Annotated in this window: 12 protein-coding genes; 8 read left to right on the top strand and 4 right to left on the bottom strand. The window is 40.1% G+C overall.

Annotated elements, in window-relative coordinates; genetic code table 11:
• Nucleotides 1-142: 142 nt before the first annotated feature.
• Nucleotides 143-1,123 (bottom strand): protease SohB, encoded by a 981-nt coding sequence (gene sohB, locus DXK30_RS06925; protein WP_114701065.1) that lies wholly within the window; start codon nucleotides 1,121-1,123, stop codon nucleotides 143-145.
• A gap of 374 nt (nucleotides 1,124-1,497) precedes the next feature.
• Here sohB and aspS point away from each other — a divergent pair, with 374 nt between their 5' ends.
• From aspS to DXK30_RS06905, 4 genes are all read left to right on the top strand, one after another.
• The gene (aspS, locus tag DXK30_RS06920) at nucleotides 1,498-3,327 is read left to right on the top strand and encodes an aspartate--tRNA ligase (protein ID WP_114701133.1); all 1,830 of its coding nucleotides are present in this window, start codon (nucleotides 1,498-1,500) and stop codon (nucleotides 3,325-3,327) included.
• A 67-nt stretch (nucleotides 3,328-3,394) separates the two neighbouring features.
• Entirely contained in the window at nucleotides 3,395-4,426 is a 1,032-nt protein-coding gene (locus DXK30_RS06915) for a lysophospholipid acyltransferase family protein (RefSeq protein WP_114701064.1), read from the top strand.
• Nucleotides 4,427-4,575: 149 nt separating this feature from the next.
• Nucleotides 4,576-5,376 (top strand): glycosyltransferase, encoded by an 801-nt coding sequence (locus tag DXK30_RS06910; protein WP_114701063.1) that lies wholly within the window; start codon nucleotides 4,576-4,578, stop codon nucleotides 5,374-5,376.
• A gap of 96 nt (nucleotides 5,377-5,472) precedes the next feature.
• Nucleotides 5,473-6,330 (top strand): hypothetical protein, encoded by an 858-nt coding sequence (locus DXK30_RS06905; protein WP_114701062.1) that lies wholly within the window; start codon nucleotides 5,473-5,475, stop codon nucleotides 6,328-6,330.
• A gap of 59 nt (nucleotides 6,331-6,389) precedes the next feature.
• On the opposite strand, the gene DXK30_RS06900 is transcribed toward DXK30_RS06905, so the two are convergent.
• Nucleotides 6,390-7,556, bottom strand: a complete 1,167-nt coding sequence (locus DXK30_RS06900; protein ID WP_227670692.1) for a glycosyltransferase — start codon at nucleotides 7,554-7,556, stop codon at nucleotides 6,390-6,392.
• 259 nt (nucleotides 7,557-7,815) lie between these two features.
• Between DXK30_RS06900 and DXK30_RS06895 the strand changes: the two genes are divergently transcribed.
• The 4 genes from DXK30_RS06895 to DXK30_RS06880 all read left to right on the top strand — a co-directional run bounded on the left by DXK30_RS06895 (nucleotide 7,816) and on the right by DXK30_RS06880 (nucleotide 11,958).
• Nucleotides 7,816-8,817, top strand: coding sequence for a Stealth CR1 domain-containing protein (locus tag DXK30_RS06895; RefSeq protein WP_114701061.1), 1,002 nt, complete (start codon nucleotides 7,816-7,818; stop codon nucleotides 8,815-8,817).
• A 100-nt stretch (nucleotides 8,818-8,917) separates the two neighbouring features.
• A complete protein-coding gene (locus DXK30_RS06890; RefSeq protein ID WP_114701060.1) occupies nucleotides 8,918-10,084 on the top strand; it encodes a nucleotide sugar dehydrogenase in 1,167 nt (388 codons plus the stop codon).
• Nucleotides 10,084-11,097, top strand: a complete 1,014-nt coding sequence (locus tag DXK30_RS06885) for an NAD-dependent epimerase (RefSeq protein ID WP_114701059.1) — start codon at nucleotides 10,084-10,086, stop codon at nucleotides 11,095-11,097. The genes DXK30_RS06890 and DXK30_RS06885 overlap by 1 nt, the downstream gene beginning before the upstream one ends.
• Before the next feature lie 93 nt (nucleotides 11,098-11,190).
• A complete protein-coding gene (locus DXK30_RS06880) occupies nucleotides 11,191-11,958 on the top strand; it encodes a hypothetical protein (RefSeq protein WP_114701058.1) in 768 nt (255 codons plus the stop codon).
• Here DXK30_RS06880 and DXK30_RS06875 read toward each other — a convergent pair.
• Together DXK30_RS06875 and DXK30_RS06870 are read right to left on the bottom strand one after the other, a co-directional pair.
• Nucleotides 11,955-13,082 carry a glycosyltransferase gene (locus DXK30_RS06875; protein ID WP_227670691.1) on the bottom strand — a complete coding sequence of 376 codons (1,128 nt, stop codon included), beginning with the start codon at nucleotides 13,080-13,082 and terminating at the stop codon, nucleotides 11,955-11,957. The two genes, DXK30_RS06880 and DXK30_RS06875, sit on opposite strands and share 4 nt — an antisense overlap.
• Nucleotides 13,083-13,134: 52 nt before the next feature.
• The gene (locus DXK30_RS06870) at nucleotides 13,135-14,226 is read right to left on the bottom strand and encodes a glycosyltransferase (protein ID WP_114701057.1); all 1,092 of its coding nucleotides are present in this window, start codon (nucleotides 14,224-14,226) and stop codon (nucleotides 13,135-13,137) included.
• Nucleotides 14,227-14,258 lie beyond the last annotated feature (32 nt).

The following is a 14,258-nucleotide window of genomic DNA, read 5'->3' as shown; positions in this document are numbered from 1 at the left end:
ACATTTATAACACAGCATTTATGATTAAACAGCAAAAAGGCGCGACCAGCTAGGCCACGCCTTTTACAAAATATAAACAATGTATCTAAAAATTTCTGAGCACTAAAGCACCCTTACTTAACTACCATAATGATAACTAAAATTATTTTAGAATGTTTAGACGACTATTCAAATCAAAACGTGCGAGCGTATCTGGCAGTTTATCCACGGCCATACTCAGTGTTGCCTCTGCTGCTTGAGCCAATCCTAGCTTTTCTGCCAACGTCGGCTTTTGACGTGAATACAATGCGTATACTTCGTTATCTTCCATACGCTCCAAAATATAACTGTCTGAAGTCTGTAGACTATCAATTAAGTTAAGCTTCAACGCATCTTCGCCATACCAATGCTCTCCAGTGGCCACTTTTGCCACATCTAATGTTGGACGGTAGTTATTAACGAAATGCTTGAATAGCTCATGTGTCTGCTCTAGCTCTTCTTGGTATTTGGCACGGTCTTCGGCATCATTCTCACCAAATACAGTTACCGTACGCTTGTAGTCACCAGCGGTAAACATCTCATAATCGACGTCATGGTTTTTTAGCCATTTATGGAAATTTGGCAGCTGCGACACCACACCGATTGAACCAATGATAGCGAATGGTGCGGCTATTACTTTGTCTGCAACACAAGCCATCATATAACCGCCGCTTGCCGCCACTTTATCAACACAGACCGTCAGTTTTAAACCAGCATCTTTTAGGCGAACCAATTGCGCTGCGGCCAAACCATAACCGTGTACCAGACCACCGCCTGATTCGAGACGGACGATAACTTCATCACCTTTATTTGCGGTACTAATTAGAGTACTGATTTCTTCACGCAAATGTTTGACCGCAGTTGCTTTGATATCACCATCAAAATCGAGCACAAAAACTTGTGCCTTATCCTCAGTATGTTTTTTCTTATTTTTAGTTTTTGCTTTCAATGCTTGTTTGGCTTTTTTGGCCATGACTTTTTTGAACTGTTTGAGGGCAGCTTTGCCTTGGGTGGCTTCCATCAAATCTTCACGGCGCTGCTTTTGAGCATCATTTAAGTGGCGTATTTTAAGCTCAACAGGGTTTTTAGGGGGATGAAATAGCATGGTTACAAATCCTCAAGTCAGTAAATATATTGATATGGCTGTTTTTATTAACGTGCGGTTGATATGTGCACACTAAGTGGTGTTTTCAAGCATGATGACAATATTTAACCCAACATAAATATTACTGAATAAATACGTTAGATACTTGCAGACTCCCGTTCTTTGATTGAACTCAGCTGGTTGTATAACAAAGGCAGATTAGGCATAATATGCGTTTATATCAAATTTTCTGCAGCCAACGTGATGACCATATGTCTTAATCGCGTTGTTTGTGTGTTTTTTTTGCAAATAGCTTGAAACGCACGACAATGGCTGCATTATTGTACTTCGAATTGGGCTGATAACTGGATAACCATATTATGACGCAAAGCACTATGACGCATAGCGAATACCGAGACGAGTATTGCGGAGCCGTAACCGAGAGCTTGCTTGAGCAAACCATTAGTATCGTAGGCTGGGTACATCGTCGTCGCGATCACGGTGGCGTGATTTTTTTAGACATGCGTGACCGCGCGGGTATCTTACAGGTCGTGGTCGACCCTGATACCCCAGAAGCTTTCGCAGCAGCTGATGCTGTACGTCCTGAATACGTGCTAAAGATAACTGGCCGTGTACGTCGCCGTTATGAAGGTACTGAAAATAATAATATGACCAGTGGCCAGATTGAGCTATTGGGCAAAGAAATTGAAGTACTGGCTAAGTCTGAAACACCGCCATTCCCATTGAATGACGAAAAAACGACTGTATCTGAAGACTTGCGTCTGAAGTATCGTTATCTTGATATGCGTCGTCCGCAAATGCAAGAGCGTATGGTATTCCGTGCCAAGGCAACTTCAGCGATTCGTCGTTATCTAGATGATCATGGTTTCTTGGATGTTGAGACGCCTATCTTGACTCGTGCAACGCCTGAAGGTGCGCGTGATTATCTTGTACCATCACGTACTCGTCCAGGTAACTTCTTTGCCCTGCCGCAGTCACCACAGCTATTTAAGCAATTATTGATGGTGTCAGGTTTTGACCGTTATTATCAAATTGCTAAATGCTTCCGTGATGAAGATCTACGTGCCGATCGTCAGCCTGAATTTACTCAAGTGGATATCGAGACTTCTTTCTTGAATGAAGAAGAAATCATGAACATCAATGAAGGTCTTATCAAGCATTTGTTTAAGACAATGATGGACGTTGAGTTCGAGCAGTTCCCACGCATGACTTACGCTGAAGCAATGCGCGACTATGCATCAGACAAGCCTGACTTACGTATTCCTCTAAAGTTGGTTGACGTTGCAGATTTGATGAAAGACGTTGACTTTAAGGTATTTGCAGGCCCTGCTAACGATCCTAAAGGTCGTGTGGCTGCCCTACGCATCCCTGGTGGCGCATCATTAAGCCGTAAGCAAATCGATGCTTATACCAAGTTTGTTGGTATTTATGGCGCACGCGGTTTGGCTTATATCAAAGTCAATGACGCTAGCAGCATCAACAACGGTGTGGATCAAGAATCTGGCCTACAGTCTCCAATCATCAAAAACATGACTGATGATGTACTTGTGAGCTTGATCGAGCGTACTGCTGCAGAAGATGGCGACATTATCTTCTTTGGAGCGGATAAAGCCAGTGTTGTGAATGATGCAATTGGTGCATTACGTCAAAAAATTGGTCTAGATCTTGAAATGACGACTTGTGAATGGGCCCCACTTTGGGTGACCGACTTCCCAATGTTTGAAGAGACTGACGATGGACGTTGGACGTCAATGCATCATCCGTTCACTAAGCCTAAAGGCTCAGTTGAAGAGTTGAAAAACAATCCAGAATCTGCCCTTTCTATCGCTTATGACATGGTATTGAACGGTACAGAAGTTGGCGGTGGTAGCTTACGTATCAATACTTACGATATGCAACAAGCTGTACTTGAAGCGTTGGGTATTGGTGAGCAAGAAGCTGAAGACAAGTTTGGCTTCTTACTTGATGCCCTAAAATTCGGTGCACCACCGCATGGCGGCCTAGCATTTGGTTTGGATCGTTTGATTATGCTCATGGTAGGTGCTGACTCTATCCGTGATGTAATTGCTTTCCCAAAAACCAAAACTGCGGAGTGTCCATTAACCCAAGCACCTGCTGGCGTTGATAGCAAACAACTACGTGAGCTTGGTATCCGTGTGCGTGAAAAAGCACAGGCTGATGCCAACAACAAGCCTACTGAATAAATCGCTTGATGATGCGCGATTGCTGTCTACAGTGCTTGTTACGTGATTCATTACCATGTGAGTGGTCATGAATCCGTATAATATTTTCAAAGTCGTGCCATTGTCTGTACTGCAGATGTTGGCACGTTTTGTTGCGTGGGTTATCATTAAGATACCCAGTCTAAGTATCATGCGTACCATTCAGATCAATATGGCGCTGATTACTCATACATTGTCTGAGCAGCAAAAGCGAGCGTTGACCAAAGACATTATTTATCATCAATGTCTGACCAGTATTGAATCTATAAAAAGCTGGGCGATGCCTCCTGAGTGGAGTATCGCTCAGATTCGTGATGTCCATAATAAAGACATTTTTTTAGAGGGTCTTGCCAATCCAAATGGCATGCTTGCTATCGTACCGCATCTCGGCACTTGGGAGATGATGAATGCTTGGCTCAACCAGTTTGGTGCGCCAACCATTATGTATAAGCCAGTTGACGGCAAATTCGCTAACGATTTTATCCTTCAGGGTCGAGCGAGACTCAATGCTACTTTGGTACCTACTGATGGTAGCGGAGTCAAAGCTGTGTTTAAAACGCTCAAGCAAGGTGGTTTTAGTATTGTACTGCCAGACCATGTTCCAGAGCCATCAGGCGGCGTTGTCGTTCCGTTCTTTGGTATCAAAACATTGACCAGTACCCTTGCCTCTAAACTGGCAAGCAAAACCAAATGTGCGCTGGTTGGCTTATCTTGTATTCGCCGTACCGATGGACGCGGTTTTGATATTTACTGCTACAGACTCGATAATCCTGCTTTATACGACCGTAATGCTGAAGTGGCGACTCATGCTCTCAATCAAGCTATGGAGCGTATGATTACAGACAACTACAGTCATTATATGTGGGGCTATCGACGTTTTAAGCGTATACCAAACTTAGGCAATCCTTACCGAAAAGATAAAGAGACTTTAGCAGCTTTTATCCAATCTCACCATTCTAGCGTTTCTAGTCATTCTGATAGCGATATCAACGATAGCGTTCGAAATAACAACGTTAAAACCGACAATGTTAAAAACGATAGTAATGTTAAAAATGATAACACTAAGCTCGACAATCATTAGTCATCACCAACCTAACGTTGCCTATTTAGACATACCATCAGTTTAGACGTACCATCAGTCATAGCTATGCTAATATTGGCTGAACTCTATATTCCTTTACTTTTATTAGTCCTTCATTTATCTGACTATTATCTCAATACGAGTGCATTATGACATCTGACGTAACTAAGACCTCATCTATAGACCCTGATCAAACGAGCACAAATGCTGCTGAACAGCGTTATATCATCTGTATGAAATGGGGCGACAAATATGGTCCTGAATACGTCAATCGTCTCTACAACATGGTTAGTCGCCATCTAACCTTAGATTTCCAAATGGTTTGCTTGACCGATGACAGCACAGGTATTGACCCTGCGATTGCCTGTTATCCGATACCTGACATGGATTTGCCAGCAGGTCCTGAACGTGGTTGGAAAAAACTGACTACCTTTAAGCCTGAGCTGTATGATTTAAAAGGTGTGGCCCTATTTTTAGACATTGATATCGTCATTGTCGATAATATCGATGCGTTTTTTACTTATCAAGCTGAGCATGAGGACAGCGTCGTCATCATCCGTGACTGGAAAAAGCCTTGGCGCATGATTGGTAACAGCTCTGTCTATCGCTTTAATATTGGCATGAATACCTATCCTGATTTGCTGTCTAATTTTGAGCGGAACTTTGAAACCATTCGCACCCAAGTACGTCACGAGCAGGCTTACCTCTCTAACTATTTGCGTGAGCATCACCACTTAGAGTATTGGGATAAGACGTGGTGTGTCAGTTTTAAATACCAATGTATTGCGCCGATTCCTTTTAACTTTGTACGCACACCTACTCTGCCGGATGATGCAAAAATCGTTATTTTCCACGGTGAGATTAACCCGCCCGATGCGATTGCTGGTAGTGGCGGTAAATGGTATCGACATGTGAAGCCAAGCCCATGGTTAAAAGACCATTGGCAATAGATGCTTAGCAATTAACCATATGTAGACAATTTATAATTAGCGTAAAGGCAGTGTATTAAGATATAAGATAGGTGAAATAAACGACTGGAACATAGTATGGCGCTATATTTAAGATTACCTGCTACTGCTGGGTTCAATATTGATAATGAGCTCATCATTATCAATGCTTTTAATGCTAATGAACCTGAACAAAGTCTGCATGGAAAAGACGTCAATATTATCGCCTCAGGGCCATCTATACAGCAGCTGCCGTTATCAGAGCTACTAGATACGCCTACTATTTTTGTCAATGGCAGTATCAGCCTGATTGGGCAGCATCAGTTTACCGATATTGCTGGTTACGTCATTAGTGATGCGCGCTTCATCAATCATCAGCCTGAGATTTTACAGCAGTACTATACAGGTCAACCTCTATATGCAACGTTAGCTGTCTTTGAAGCGATGGCCACCACGCACCCTGATATTATGCAAACGTACCATCATGCCATGCGAGTGTTGTATCCCGTAGATAGGCCATGGGGAGTCAAGTCAAACAAGCTATCTTTTAATAAGCTTATCTTTAAGAAAAAATTACTCAATAAAAAAATGCCGCTATCGTACTTTATCAATAATCCAAACTTTATCATTGATAGCGATCATAAAGCGGCTGACATCGGCGTCTCTCTTAACATTACTCATGGATTTGTGGAAGCAGGTACTGTCGCTTATGTAGCGGCGCAGTTGGCTTTTTCGCGTCAAGCAGCGAGCATTCATCTGTATGGTATTGACCTACTTAACTGTAAGCAACCACGGTTTTATGAAAATAAAAATAATATTGCGCCAAGTATGCTCAGCAAAGTCATGCACGAGCGCATTGTACCTTCATTTAACTTGCTCGGCAGAATCTATCAGTCGCATGGTGTTCCTGTCGTCAATCACTCTCCTATCTCTAAATCGCTATTCGACACTTTCTAGTTGATGACTCGCAATTAGTAACCTCTACTTGATTGCGTTTAATTAAGAACCACTACACGTTATAAACCCTCATTTTTATCTGAATCTAAAACAGAACCAAACGCTAAGTACTGTCTTGCAATATGTTCAGGAAGTAACTGCTGGTTTAGCGGAACGATATAATCTGTAAGGTTATCTATGGCTTGATCGATGAGCATGGCCAAGCCATCAATATCACCTACCGCAATCAAGTTTTGCTCAGGTAATAATTCTCTTGGCCCAAAAGGACAATCCGTACTGATTACTGGTACGCCCAGTGCTTGCGCCTCTACAATGACATAGCCAAAGCCTTCAAACTTAGAGGTGAGTACCATCAGTGCAGCTGTTCTAATTAATGGATAAGGGTTGGTCTGAAAGCCTAAAAACTTAATACTATCGCTAATCCCAAGTTCGGTCGCAAGCTGCTTAATCTCTTCTTCAAGCTTACCTTTACCTACTAGTACTAACGGCAGCTTTCGTTCTGTTTTGGCATACGCCTGTAGCAAGTCTCGATGACCTTTCATGCTATCAAAAGAGGCAACATGTATAATGTACTCTTTATCTACTAAGCCGAAATGTTCAAGATGGCTAGATGCTGCTGCTTTGGTATTTATAGCAATAGCATCACAAGGATTATAGATTGTTGTGGTTTTGGTGATATCTCCTATAATATCAATCAAATCTTGGCGTGCACCCTTACTTACACAGCTGCAAAGATGAGCGCCATAGACCATTTTCAAATGATTTATAGTCTGTACTGGCGCCTCTAATAATTGGTTTTGGAACTGCTTTGATAGCGCTGTATGCAGTACATTTACGATGTTTGGCAACTGGCTATATGCCATAATCCAGTTTATTTTATAGATATTAGCCAGTATTAAATCTGGCTTCCCTATTTGGCTAAGCACGTAAGTATCAATACGTTTAGCAACTGATTCGTAGGCTTGTGCTTGCGTAGATTCTGGGTCGAGATTCTGCTCAGAAAACACCTCATCATATGGCACGATATGATATTGAACACGAGCGTCTAGTAGCATATCTTGCGTCGCTTCCAAACATAAGATATGAGTACGATAGCCCATATCTGCATAAGCGCTTGCCAAAGTCGTAACCATACGCTCAGCACCGCGACCTTCAAGCGCTTTTAAAATAAATAGAATAATAGGTGGCATTAGTGTCTCAGCTTGATTTTTTAACGGTATAGGCATGATAGTTTAGCCAAATGAATGCAACTATGGTCATAATTATTGCAGCGTTCTGACTTTATATGCTAGTCTCACCTACCGCTGGTGCTCGGCATTTACTCAGTAAAGTACGAGCAGGATTTAACGGTATCTCTATAAAAATTATAATGAGTCTAACTATCTAAATCGATTAAACCTTGTTAATAATTGCATCAGCAAATATCATAGCTGATCTAATATAGCTACTAAAATAGATGCATATCCGAAAAGAGCAGGATCAGTTATGAAGCAGCCTGATGAGAGAACCTTAGACATCGTCATTGCTTGGGTAGATGGCGCAGACCCTATATTCAAACAAAAGCGAGAACAGTACAAGCCAAGTAAAGAAGTGGCATCTGACGCAATAACTGACACGCGTTTCGCTAGCGACGATGAGATATATTATAATATTGCTTCTATCATCAAATATGTGCCTTTTTGTCGTCATATATATATTGTCACAGATCAACAAAAGCCAGCGTTCATCGATGAATTTGCTAAGCAAGGTATTTGCTCAGCAGATAAAATACGCATCGTTGATCATAAGGACATATTTTCGGGTTATGAGCAGTTTTTGCCTACGTTTAATACCCGATCGATTGAGTCGATGATATGGAATATTGAGGGGTTATCTGATTACTTCATCTATATGAATGATGATTTCTTTTTTAACCAACCAGTAAAAATAGATGACTTTTTGGATGGCGAAAAGCTGAATATTCACGGCCACTGGCGTAAAAGTGCGGCATTAAATGCTAAGCTTAATTTCCGAAAATCGCGCTTTAAACTATTTCGCACACCGATTCAACCAAGGCATACTATCGCCCAAATGCTAAGCGCCAAAATAATCGGTATGGATCAATTCTTTGAAATTCATCACTATCCTCATATCGTCGATAGGAACATACTGAAAGATTATTTGCTAAATCATCCTCAGCTACTGACAGAGCAGATTAGATATAAATTTAGAGACGTGGCTCAGGTGAATCCGATAACCCTGATGAATCATCTAAAAATTCAAAAAGATGAAGCAAATCTAAAACCCGATACCTCTGTCAACTATCTAAAAAATGAAAGTAGTGTCGATGACTTTATTACTGCTTTAGAAGATAAATCTATCAAGTACGGTTGTATTCAAAGCCTAGACCTTCTTGAGACGGATTCGCACAAGAAAATCAGCCAAGCTATGAAGCATAAATTTTTAGCGCATCTTCCCGCTTCTGTGACGGGAATACCAGCTCTCTGAGCTAAGGTGATCTGACACGGTATTGTAATTTTGAATCTTATTTAGCATAAACCAATTTTGGATTAGATCCATCAAAGCGTAAACATTACTTGGATATATTATGAAAATAGCAGTAGTAGGTACAGGTTACGTAGGCCTATCAAATGCAATGCTATTGGCACAGCACAACGAAGTCGTCGCTGTCGACATTGTTCCTGAAAAAATCGACTTATTGAATACTCAGCAGTCCCCTATTGAAGATGAAGATATTGAGGATTTTTTATCAAATAAAAATCTCAACTTTTCTGCGACACTTGATGCGGCGGCAGCCTATGAAGGCGCTGATTTTATTATTGTGGCGACACCAACTGATTATGATGCCAAGACCAATTACTTCAATACATCAACGGTAGAAGCAGTGATTGAGCAAGTACTTTTGGTCAATCAACAAGCAATCATTATTATAAAGTCTACCGTACCAGTGGGATATACGGCGAGTGTTAGAGAACGTTATGCAACTGACCGTATTATCTTTTCACCCGAGTTTTTGCGAGAAGGTAAAGCGCTGCATGACAACCTTTACCCTTCTCGAATCATCGTAGGTGAACAGTCAGAACGAGCTCAATTATTCGCTAACTTACTCCTTAAAGGCGCGATCAAAAAGGACGTACCGCTACTATTTGTAAAGCCCACTGAAGCTGAGGCAATCAAGTTATTTTCTAATACTTATTTAGCAATGCGCGTGGCCTACTTTAATGAGCTTGATACTTATGCTCAAACATTTGGGCTCGAAACCAAACAGATCATAGAAGGTATTGGGTTAGACCCGCGTATTGGTGATCATTATAACAACCCATCATTTGGCTATGGTGGCTACTGCTTGCCTAAAGATACCAAACAGCTATTGGCAAATTATGATGAAGTGCCAAGTAACCTAATAAAAGCCATTGTCGACTCCAACAGAACTCGTAAAGACTTTATCGCTGATAAAGTTATTGAACGAAAACCAAAAATTGTAGGTATACACCGATTAGTTATGAAAAGCGGATCAGACAATTTTAGAGCTTCTGCCATACAAGGCATCATGAAACGTATTAAGGCAAAAGGTATCGAAGTCATTGTTTACGAACCAGTATTGAAAGAAAGTACCTTTTTCAACTCACAAGTTATTCAAGACCTAGAAGCGTTTAAATCAATGAGTGATGTCATTGTGGCAAACCGTTTATCTGCTGAAATCGAAGATGTGGCGGACAAAGTCTTTACCAGAGATTTATTCGGGAGCGACTGATGAATATATTAGTCACTGGTGCGGCAGGTTTTATTGGTTTTCATTTAATCAAAGCCCTATTACAAATACAGCTGCCTAATAGCAATAACTGCATCGTTGGTATTGATAACATCAACGACTATTATGAGGTGAGCTTAAAAGAAGATCGATTAAAACTACTAAATGAAATATCAGAACCAGAATACTTTACGTTCATTAAGCTAGACCTTGCTGATCGCGAAGCTATGTCTGATCTTTTTTCTACCTATCAATTCGATATTGTCATTAATTTAGGTGCACAAGCAGGTGTCCGCTACTCTATCGAAAATCCGAATGCTTACATTGATTCAAATGTGGTTGGCTTTGTTAATATACTTGAGGGCTGCCGCCATCATGATATCAAGCATTTAATCTATGCCAGCTCCAGCTCAGTCTATGGTATGAATATAAAGCAGCCATTTACCACTGCTGATTGTGTTGATTTTCCTATCAGTTTATATGCAGCCACGAAAAAATCAAACGAGCTCATGGCACATAGCTACAGCCATTTATATAACATTCCTACGACAGGATTAAGGTTTTTTACCGTTTACGGTCCTTATGGTCGACCTGATATGGCCTATTTTTCTTTCACCAAAAAAATTCTAGCTGGTGAGCCAATCAATGTCTTCAATAATGGTGATATGCAGCGTGACTTTACCTACATTGATGATATTGTAAAAGGTATTATTCGAATAATGGATAAAGCCCCCTCTCCTCAATATTCTAGTATCACTACAGCGATTGCCCCTTATAAAATATATAACATTGGCAATAACCAACCAGTAACTTTACGTCGTTTTATCACTGCCATCGAAAGCGCTTGTGACAAAAAAGCGCAAGAGAATTTATTGCCGATGCAAGCAGGTGATGTGCCTATTACTTATGCAGATATAGACGAGCTAGTAGATGATATTGATTTCAAACCTGATACCAGTATCGAAGATGGAATCACAAAGTTTGTCGAATGGTACAAGCAATACTATTCAGTTTAAGCAGTAATATTTCATAAATTATTTTGGTATCAATTTTTTCGACAGACGTTTAAGCTCTAATTGCATCATACTTGTTCAAAGGATTTTAGTGACATGACTACACCTTCAAACTGGCAAAGCAAACTGCTATTGATATTTCTAAGTGAAAAAAGATTGAACGCAGGTAAGATTGTCAAAAATTATGATGGTAAAAGCTTTGATGAGATGAAAACGACAATAATCACTGAGTCATTGTGTGATATTGAAGCACTGACAGATGAGCGTAAAAGTACAGACTTAGAAATCCACTTAAATAACTTAAAGTATCAATCTTTAGGAGAGTCTGAGCTCTGCTTTTATCACAATACGCTTATCATATTGATGCGCCGCAAATACAAAATAGATAAAACTTTTTCTGAATTTGAAAGGCTTTGGGAGTCAGAAAGCGACTATTTATTAGAGCATCTGTCGCTGCGCTGGATTGTCTCAGCCTGCGATACTTTCATTGATCACTCAAATAACAGTCTTAGAGCTGCTATTTTAATGAACGTTATCACTCTAATGAATACCTTAAGAGTTCATGAGACCAAAAACTTTTTACAACTAAGCGCTAATGCTGAACCTATGCCGTTATTAGACGAAAAAACCGACATACTGTATGCCGGCGATTTGCCTCTATACGATGGACTTACTTATTTCCGTATTGGTACCGATGATAGCTTAAGGAATATGCGTAAACGCTACAACAAATTTCAGAAAGTCGATAAGTTAGCTACAGCTATACTGCTTGCTGTATTCGAAAAACTACAGAACAACCAGAGTGCTTTCGCTACTCTACGGCAATTACATAGAGATGATTGGTCCAAATGGTGGCTAGATTAAGACCTTTTATCTGTATTCTTAACATTCGATGCAAATTCGATATATTTCTTGGCTATTGTGACAGGAAGGAGTGCTTCGCTAAACTCAGAGTGAAATTGCTCTGGATCCTTCATGGCTAGGCTCAATTTAGCTGCAATAGCATCTATGTCTCTCATAGGCATTAGGTTTTTTTGAGGTAACAACTCACTTGGCCCAGATTGGCAGTCAGTACTGATAACTGGCGTTCCCAAAACTAAAGACTCTGCAATCACCAAAGCAAAGCCTTCCCAGTCTGAAGTTAATATCTTAAATTTTGCATGCTTTATATAAGGAAAAGGATTTTCTAAAAAACCTAAGAAAACCACCTTGTCCTCCAAATTAAGTTCTACTACCAATTGCTCTATATCGTTTTTGAGCTTACCTTTACCTAAAAGCAATAAAGGTAGAGACTGATCTGTTTTAGCATAAGCTCTTAGCAGCATATCATGACGTTTTGCCTCTTTGAAGCTACCCACATGAATAATATAATTCTGATGTTCAGGAACGAATGCATTAGCTAGCTCTAAGATACAATCTCTGTCTATTGGATTATGAATGGTTGCAGTTGGTGTTATATCGCCAAAAATTTCTATAAAGTCTTTTTGAACACCCTCACTAACACATACGCAGCTATTCTTTGAGTAAATGTCAGAAAAAGCTAGTTTTTTCTGCTCATCATCTAAATTTTTGAACTTGTATGATAATGATAGCGTAGTGTGAATCACATAGATAATATTAAGCATTTTGCTGTGGCTAAGAATACTGTCCGCACGATCAAGGTTTGATAGGATAATATCCGGCTGACCAATTTTCTTTGAGACATATCTGTCAACCACACCTGAAACAAATTTGTCACGACGCTCTAGTTTTGGTATGAGTTTATATTTCTTAAAGTTAATTAAATGATAATTGAGGTTCGGATTAAGGTCATACTCTACCCGAGACTTGAATCTTAAAACATGTACTTCATATCCCAACTCATAAAAGCCCTGCCCTAATGTAAGTACAACACGCTCAGCGCCACCACCTTGTAGGCAGTTGATGACTAAAAGTATTTTTTTCTTATTTTCTCTGGGTAAATTATTGCTCATGGCATTGTTAGTCATTTTAAACTTTCTTAGAAGTGAGTGTTTTGAGTATAAAGAGGGTTTGATATTATCACTTTGTGACATTTAGTCTTTGAGAAAATTCTAGATATTTCTCAGCTATTTTGACTGGAAGAAGTGACTCATCAAACGGGGCATGAAACTGTTGTGGGTTGCTCATTGCCTGACGCATTTTTTCAGCAATGGCTTCAACATCTCCCATCGGCATCAAGTTGCTTTCAGGTAGCAGCTCACTTGGACCTGACGGACAGTTGGTGCTTATAACTGGCGTACCTAGCACTAAAGCTTCAGCAATAACTAAAGCAAAACCCTCCCAGTCAGAAGTCAGCACTTTAAATTGTGCATGTTTGATATAAGAAAAAGGGTTTTCGTGAAAGCCTAAAAACATCACTTTATTTTCTAGCTTCAAATCTGTAACTAAATTCTCTATCTCACTTTTATGCTTGCCTTGGCCTAACAGTAACAATGGCATAGATTGATCAGTTTTTGCGTAGGCTTTTACCAATACATCATGACGCTTCGCATCTTTGAAGCTTCCCACATGAATTATATAGTTCTGATATTCAGGAACAAAAGCATCGGCCTGCTTTTGAATACTGTCTCTATCGATCGGATTGTGAATGGCCGTCGTTGGTGTGATATCGCCAAAGCTTTTGACAAAATCCTTTTCAGCACCCTCACTCACACAAACACAAGGATGTTTAGAATAAATTTCAACCATTTTCCTTTTCAATTGCTCAGCATCTTGATTTTTATTGAATTTGTAGAGAAGTGATACGGTGTTATGAATAATATAGGTGATATTCGGTAGCTTACTATTACTCAAGATACTGTCCGCACGATCTAGATTAGAAAGTATCATGTCAGGCTGACCGATATTTTGCGAAACATACTTATCGACAGAACGTGCAAAAACCTTATCACGTCTTTCAGATCCTGGTATGAGCTTGTAGGGTTTAAATTTTAGTACATGGTAATGAAGGTCTGGGCTCAACTCATACTCTACCAATGGTTTGAATCTTAGAACATGTACTTCGTAGCCCAATTCATAAAACCCTTGACCTAACGTTAATACCACACGCTCCGCACCGCCGCCTTGTAAGCAATTAATAACAAGTAACACTATTTTTTTGTGCTGTTTCATAAACTACGACCTATCGAGTGATATCTTTGTCC

This window comes from Psychrobacter proteolyticus (genome assembly GCF_003350005.1).
GTDB lineage: Bacteria > Pseudomonadota > Gammaproteobacteria > Pseudomonadales > Moraxellaceae > Psychrobacter > Psychrobacter proteolyticus.
This window is presented reverse-complemented; position numbering and strand designations above follow the sequence as displayed.

Excerpts from the sequence above, each read along its gene's own strand:
- sohB (WP_114701065.1), bottom strand. The coding sequence starts at position 1,123 with ATGCTATTTCATCCCCCTAAAAACCCTGTTGAGCTTAAAATACGCCAC.
- aspS (WP_114701133.1), top strand. The coding sequence starts at position 1,498 with ATGACGCATAGCGAATACCGAGACGAGTATTGCGGAGCCGTAACCGAG.
- DXK30_RS06915 (WP_114701064.1), top strand. The coding sequence starts at position 3,395 with ATGAATCCGTATAATATTTTCAAAGTCGTGCCATTGTCTGTACTGCAG.
- DXK30_RS06910 (WP_114701063.1), top strand. The coding sequence starts at position 4,576 with ATGACATCTGACGTAACTAAGACCTCATCTATAGACCCTGATCAAACG.
- DXK30_RS06905 (WP_114701062.1), top strand. The coding sequence starts at position 5,473 with ATGGCGCTATATTTAAGATTACCTGCTACTGCTGGGTTCAATATTGAT.
- DXK30_RS06900 (WP_227670692.1), bottom strand. The coding sequence starts at position 7,556 with ATGCCTATACCGTTAAAAAATCAAGCTGAGACACTAATGCCACCTATT.
- DXK30_RS06895 (WP_114701061.1), top strand. The coding sequence starts at position 7,816 with ATGAAGCAGCCTGATGAGAGAACCTTAGACATCGTCATTGCTTGGGTA.
- DXK30_RS06890 (WP_114701060.1), top strand. The coding sequence starts at position 8,918 with ATGAAAATAGCAGTAGTAGGTACAGGTTACGTAGGCCTATCAAATGCA.
- DXK30_RS06885 (WP_114701059.1), top strand. The coding sequence starts at position 10,084 with ATGAATATATTAGTCACTGGTGCGGCAGGTTTTATTGGTTTTCATTTA.
- DXK30_RS06880 (WP_114701058.1), top strand. The coding sequence starts at position 11,191 with ATGACTACACCTTCAAACTGGCAAAGCAAACTGCTATTGATATTTCTA.
- DXK30_RS06875 (WP_227670691.1), bottom strand. The coding sequence starts at position 13,082 with ATGACTAACAATGCCATGAGCAATAATTTACCCAGAGAAAATAAGAAA.
- DXK30_RS06870 (WP_114701057.1), bottom strand. The coding sequence starts at position 14,226 with ATGAAACAGCACAAAAAAATAGTGTTACTTGTTATTAATTGCTTACAA.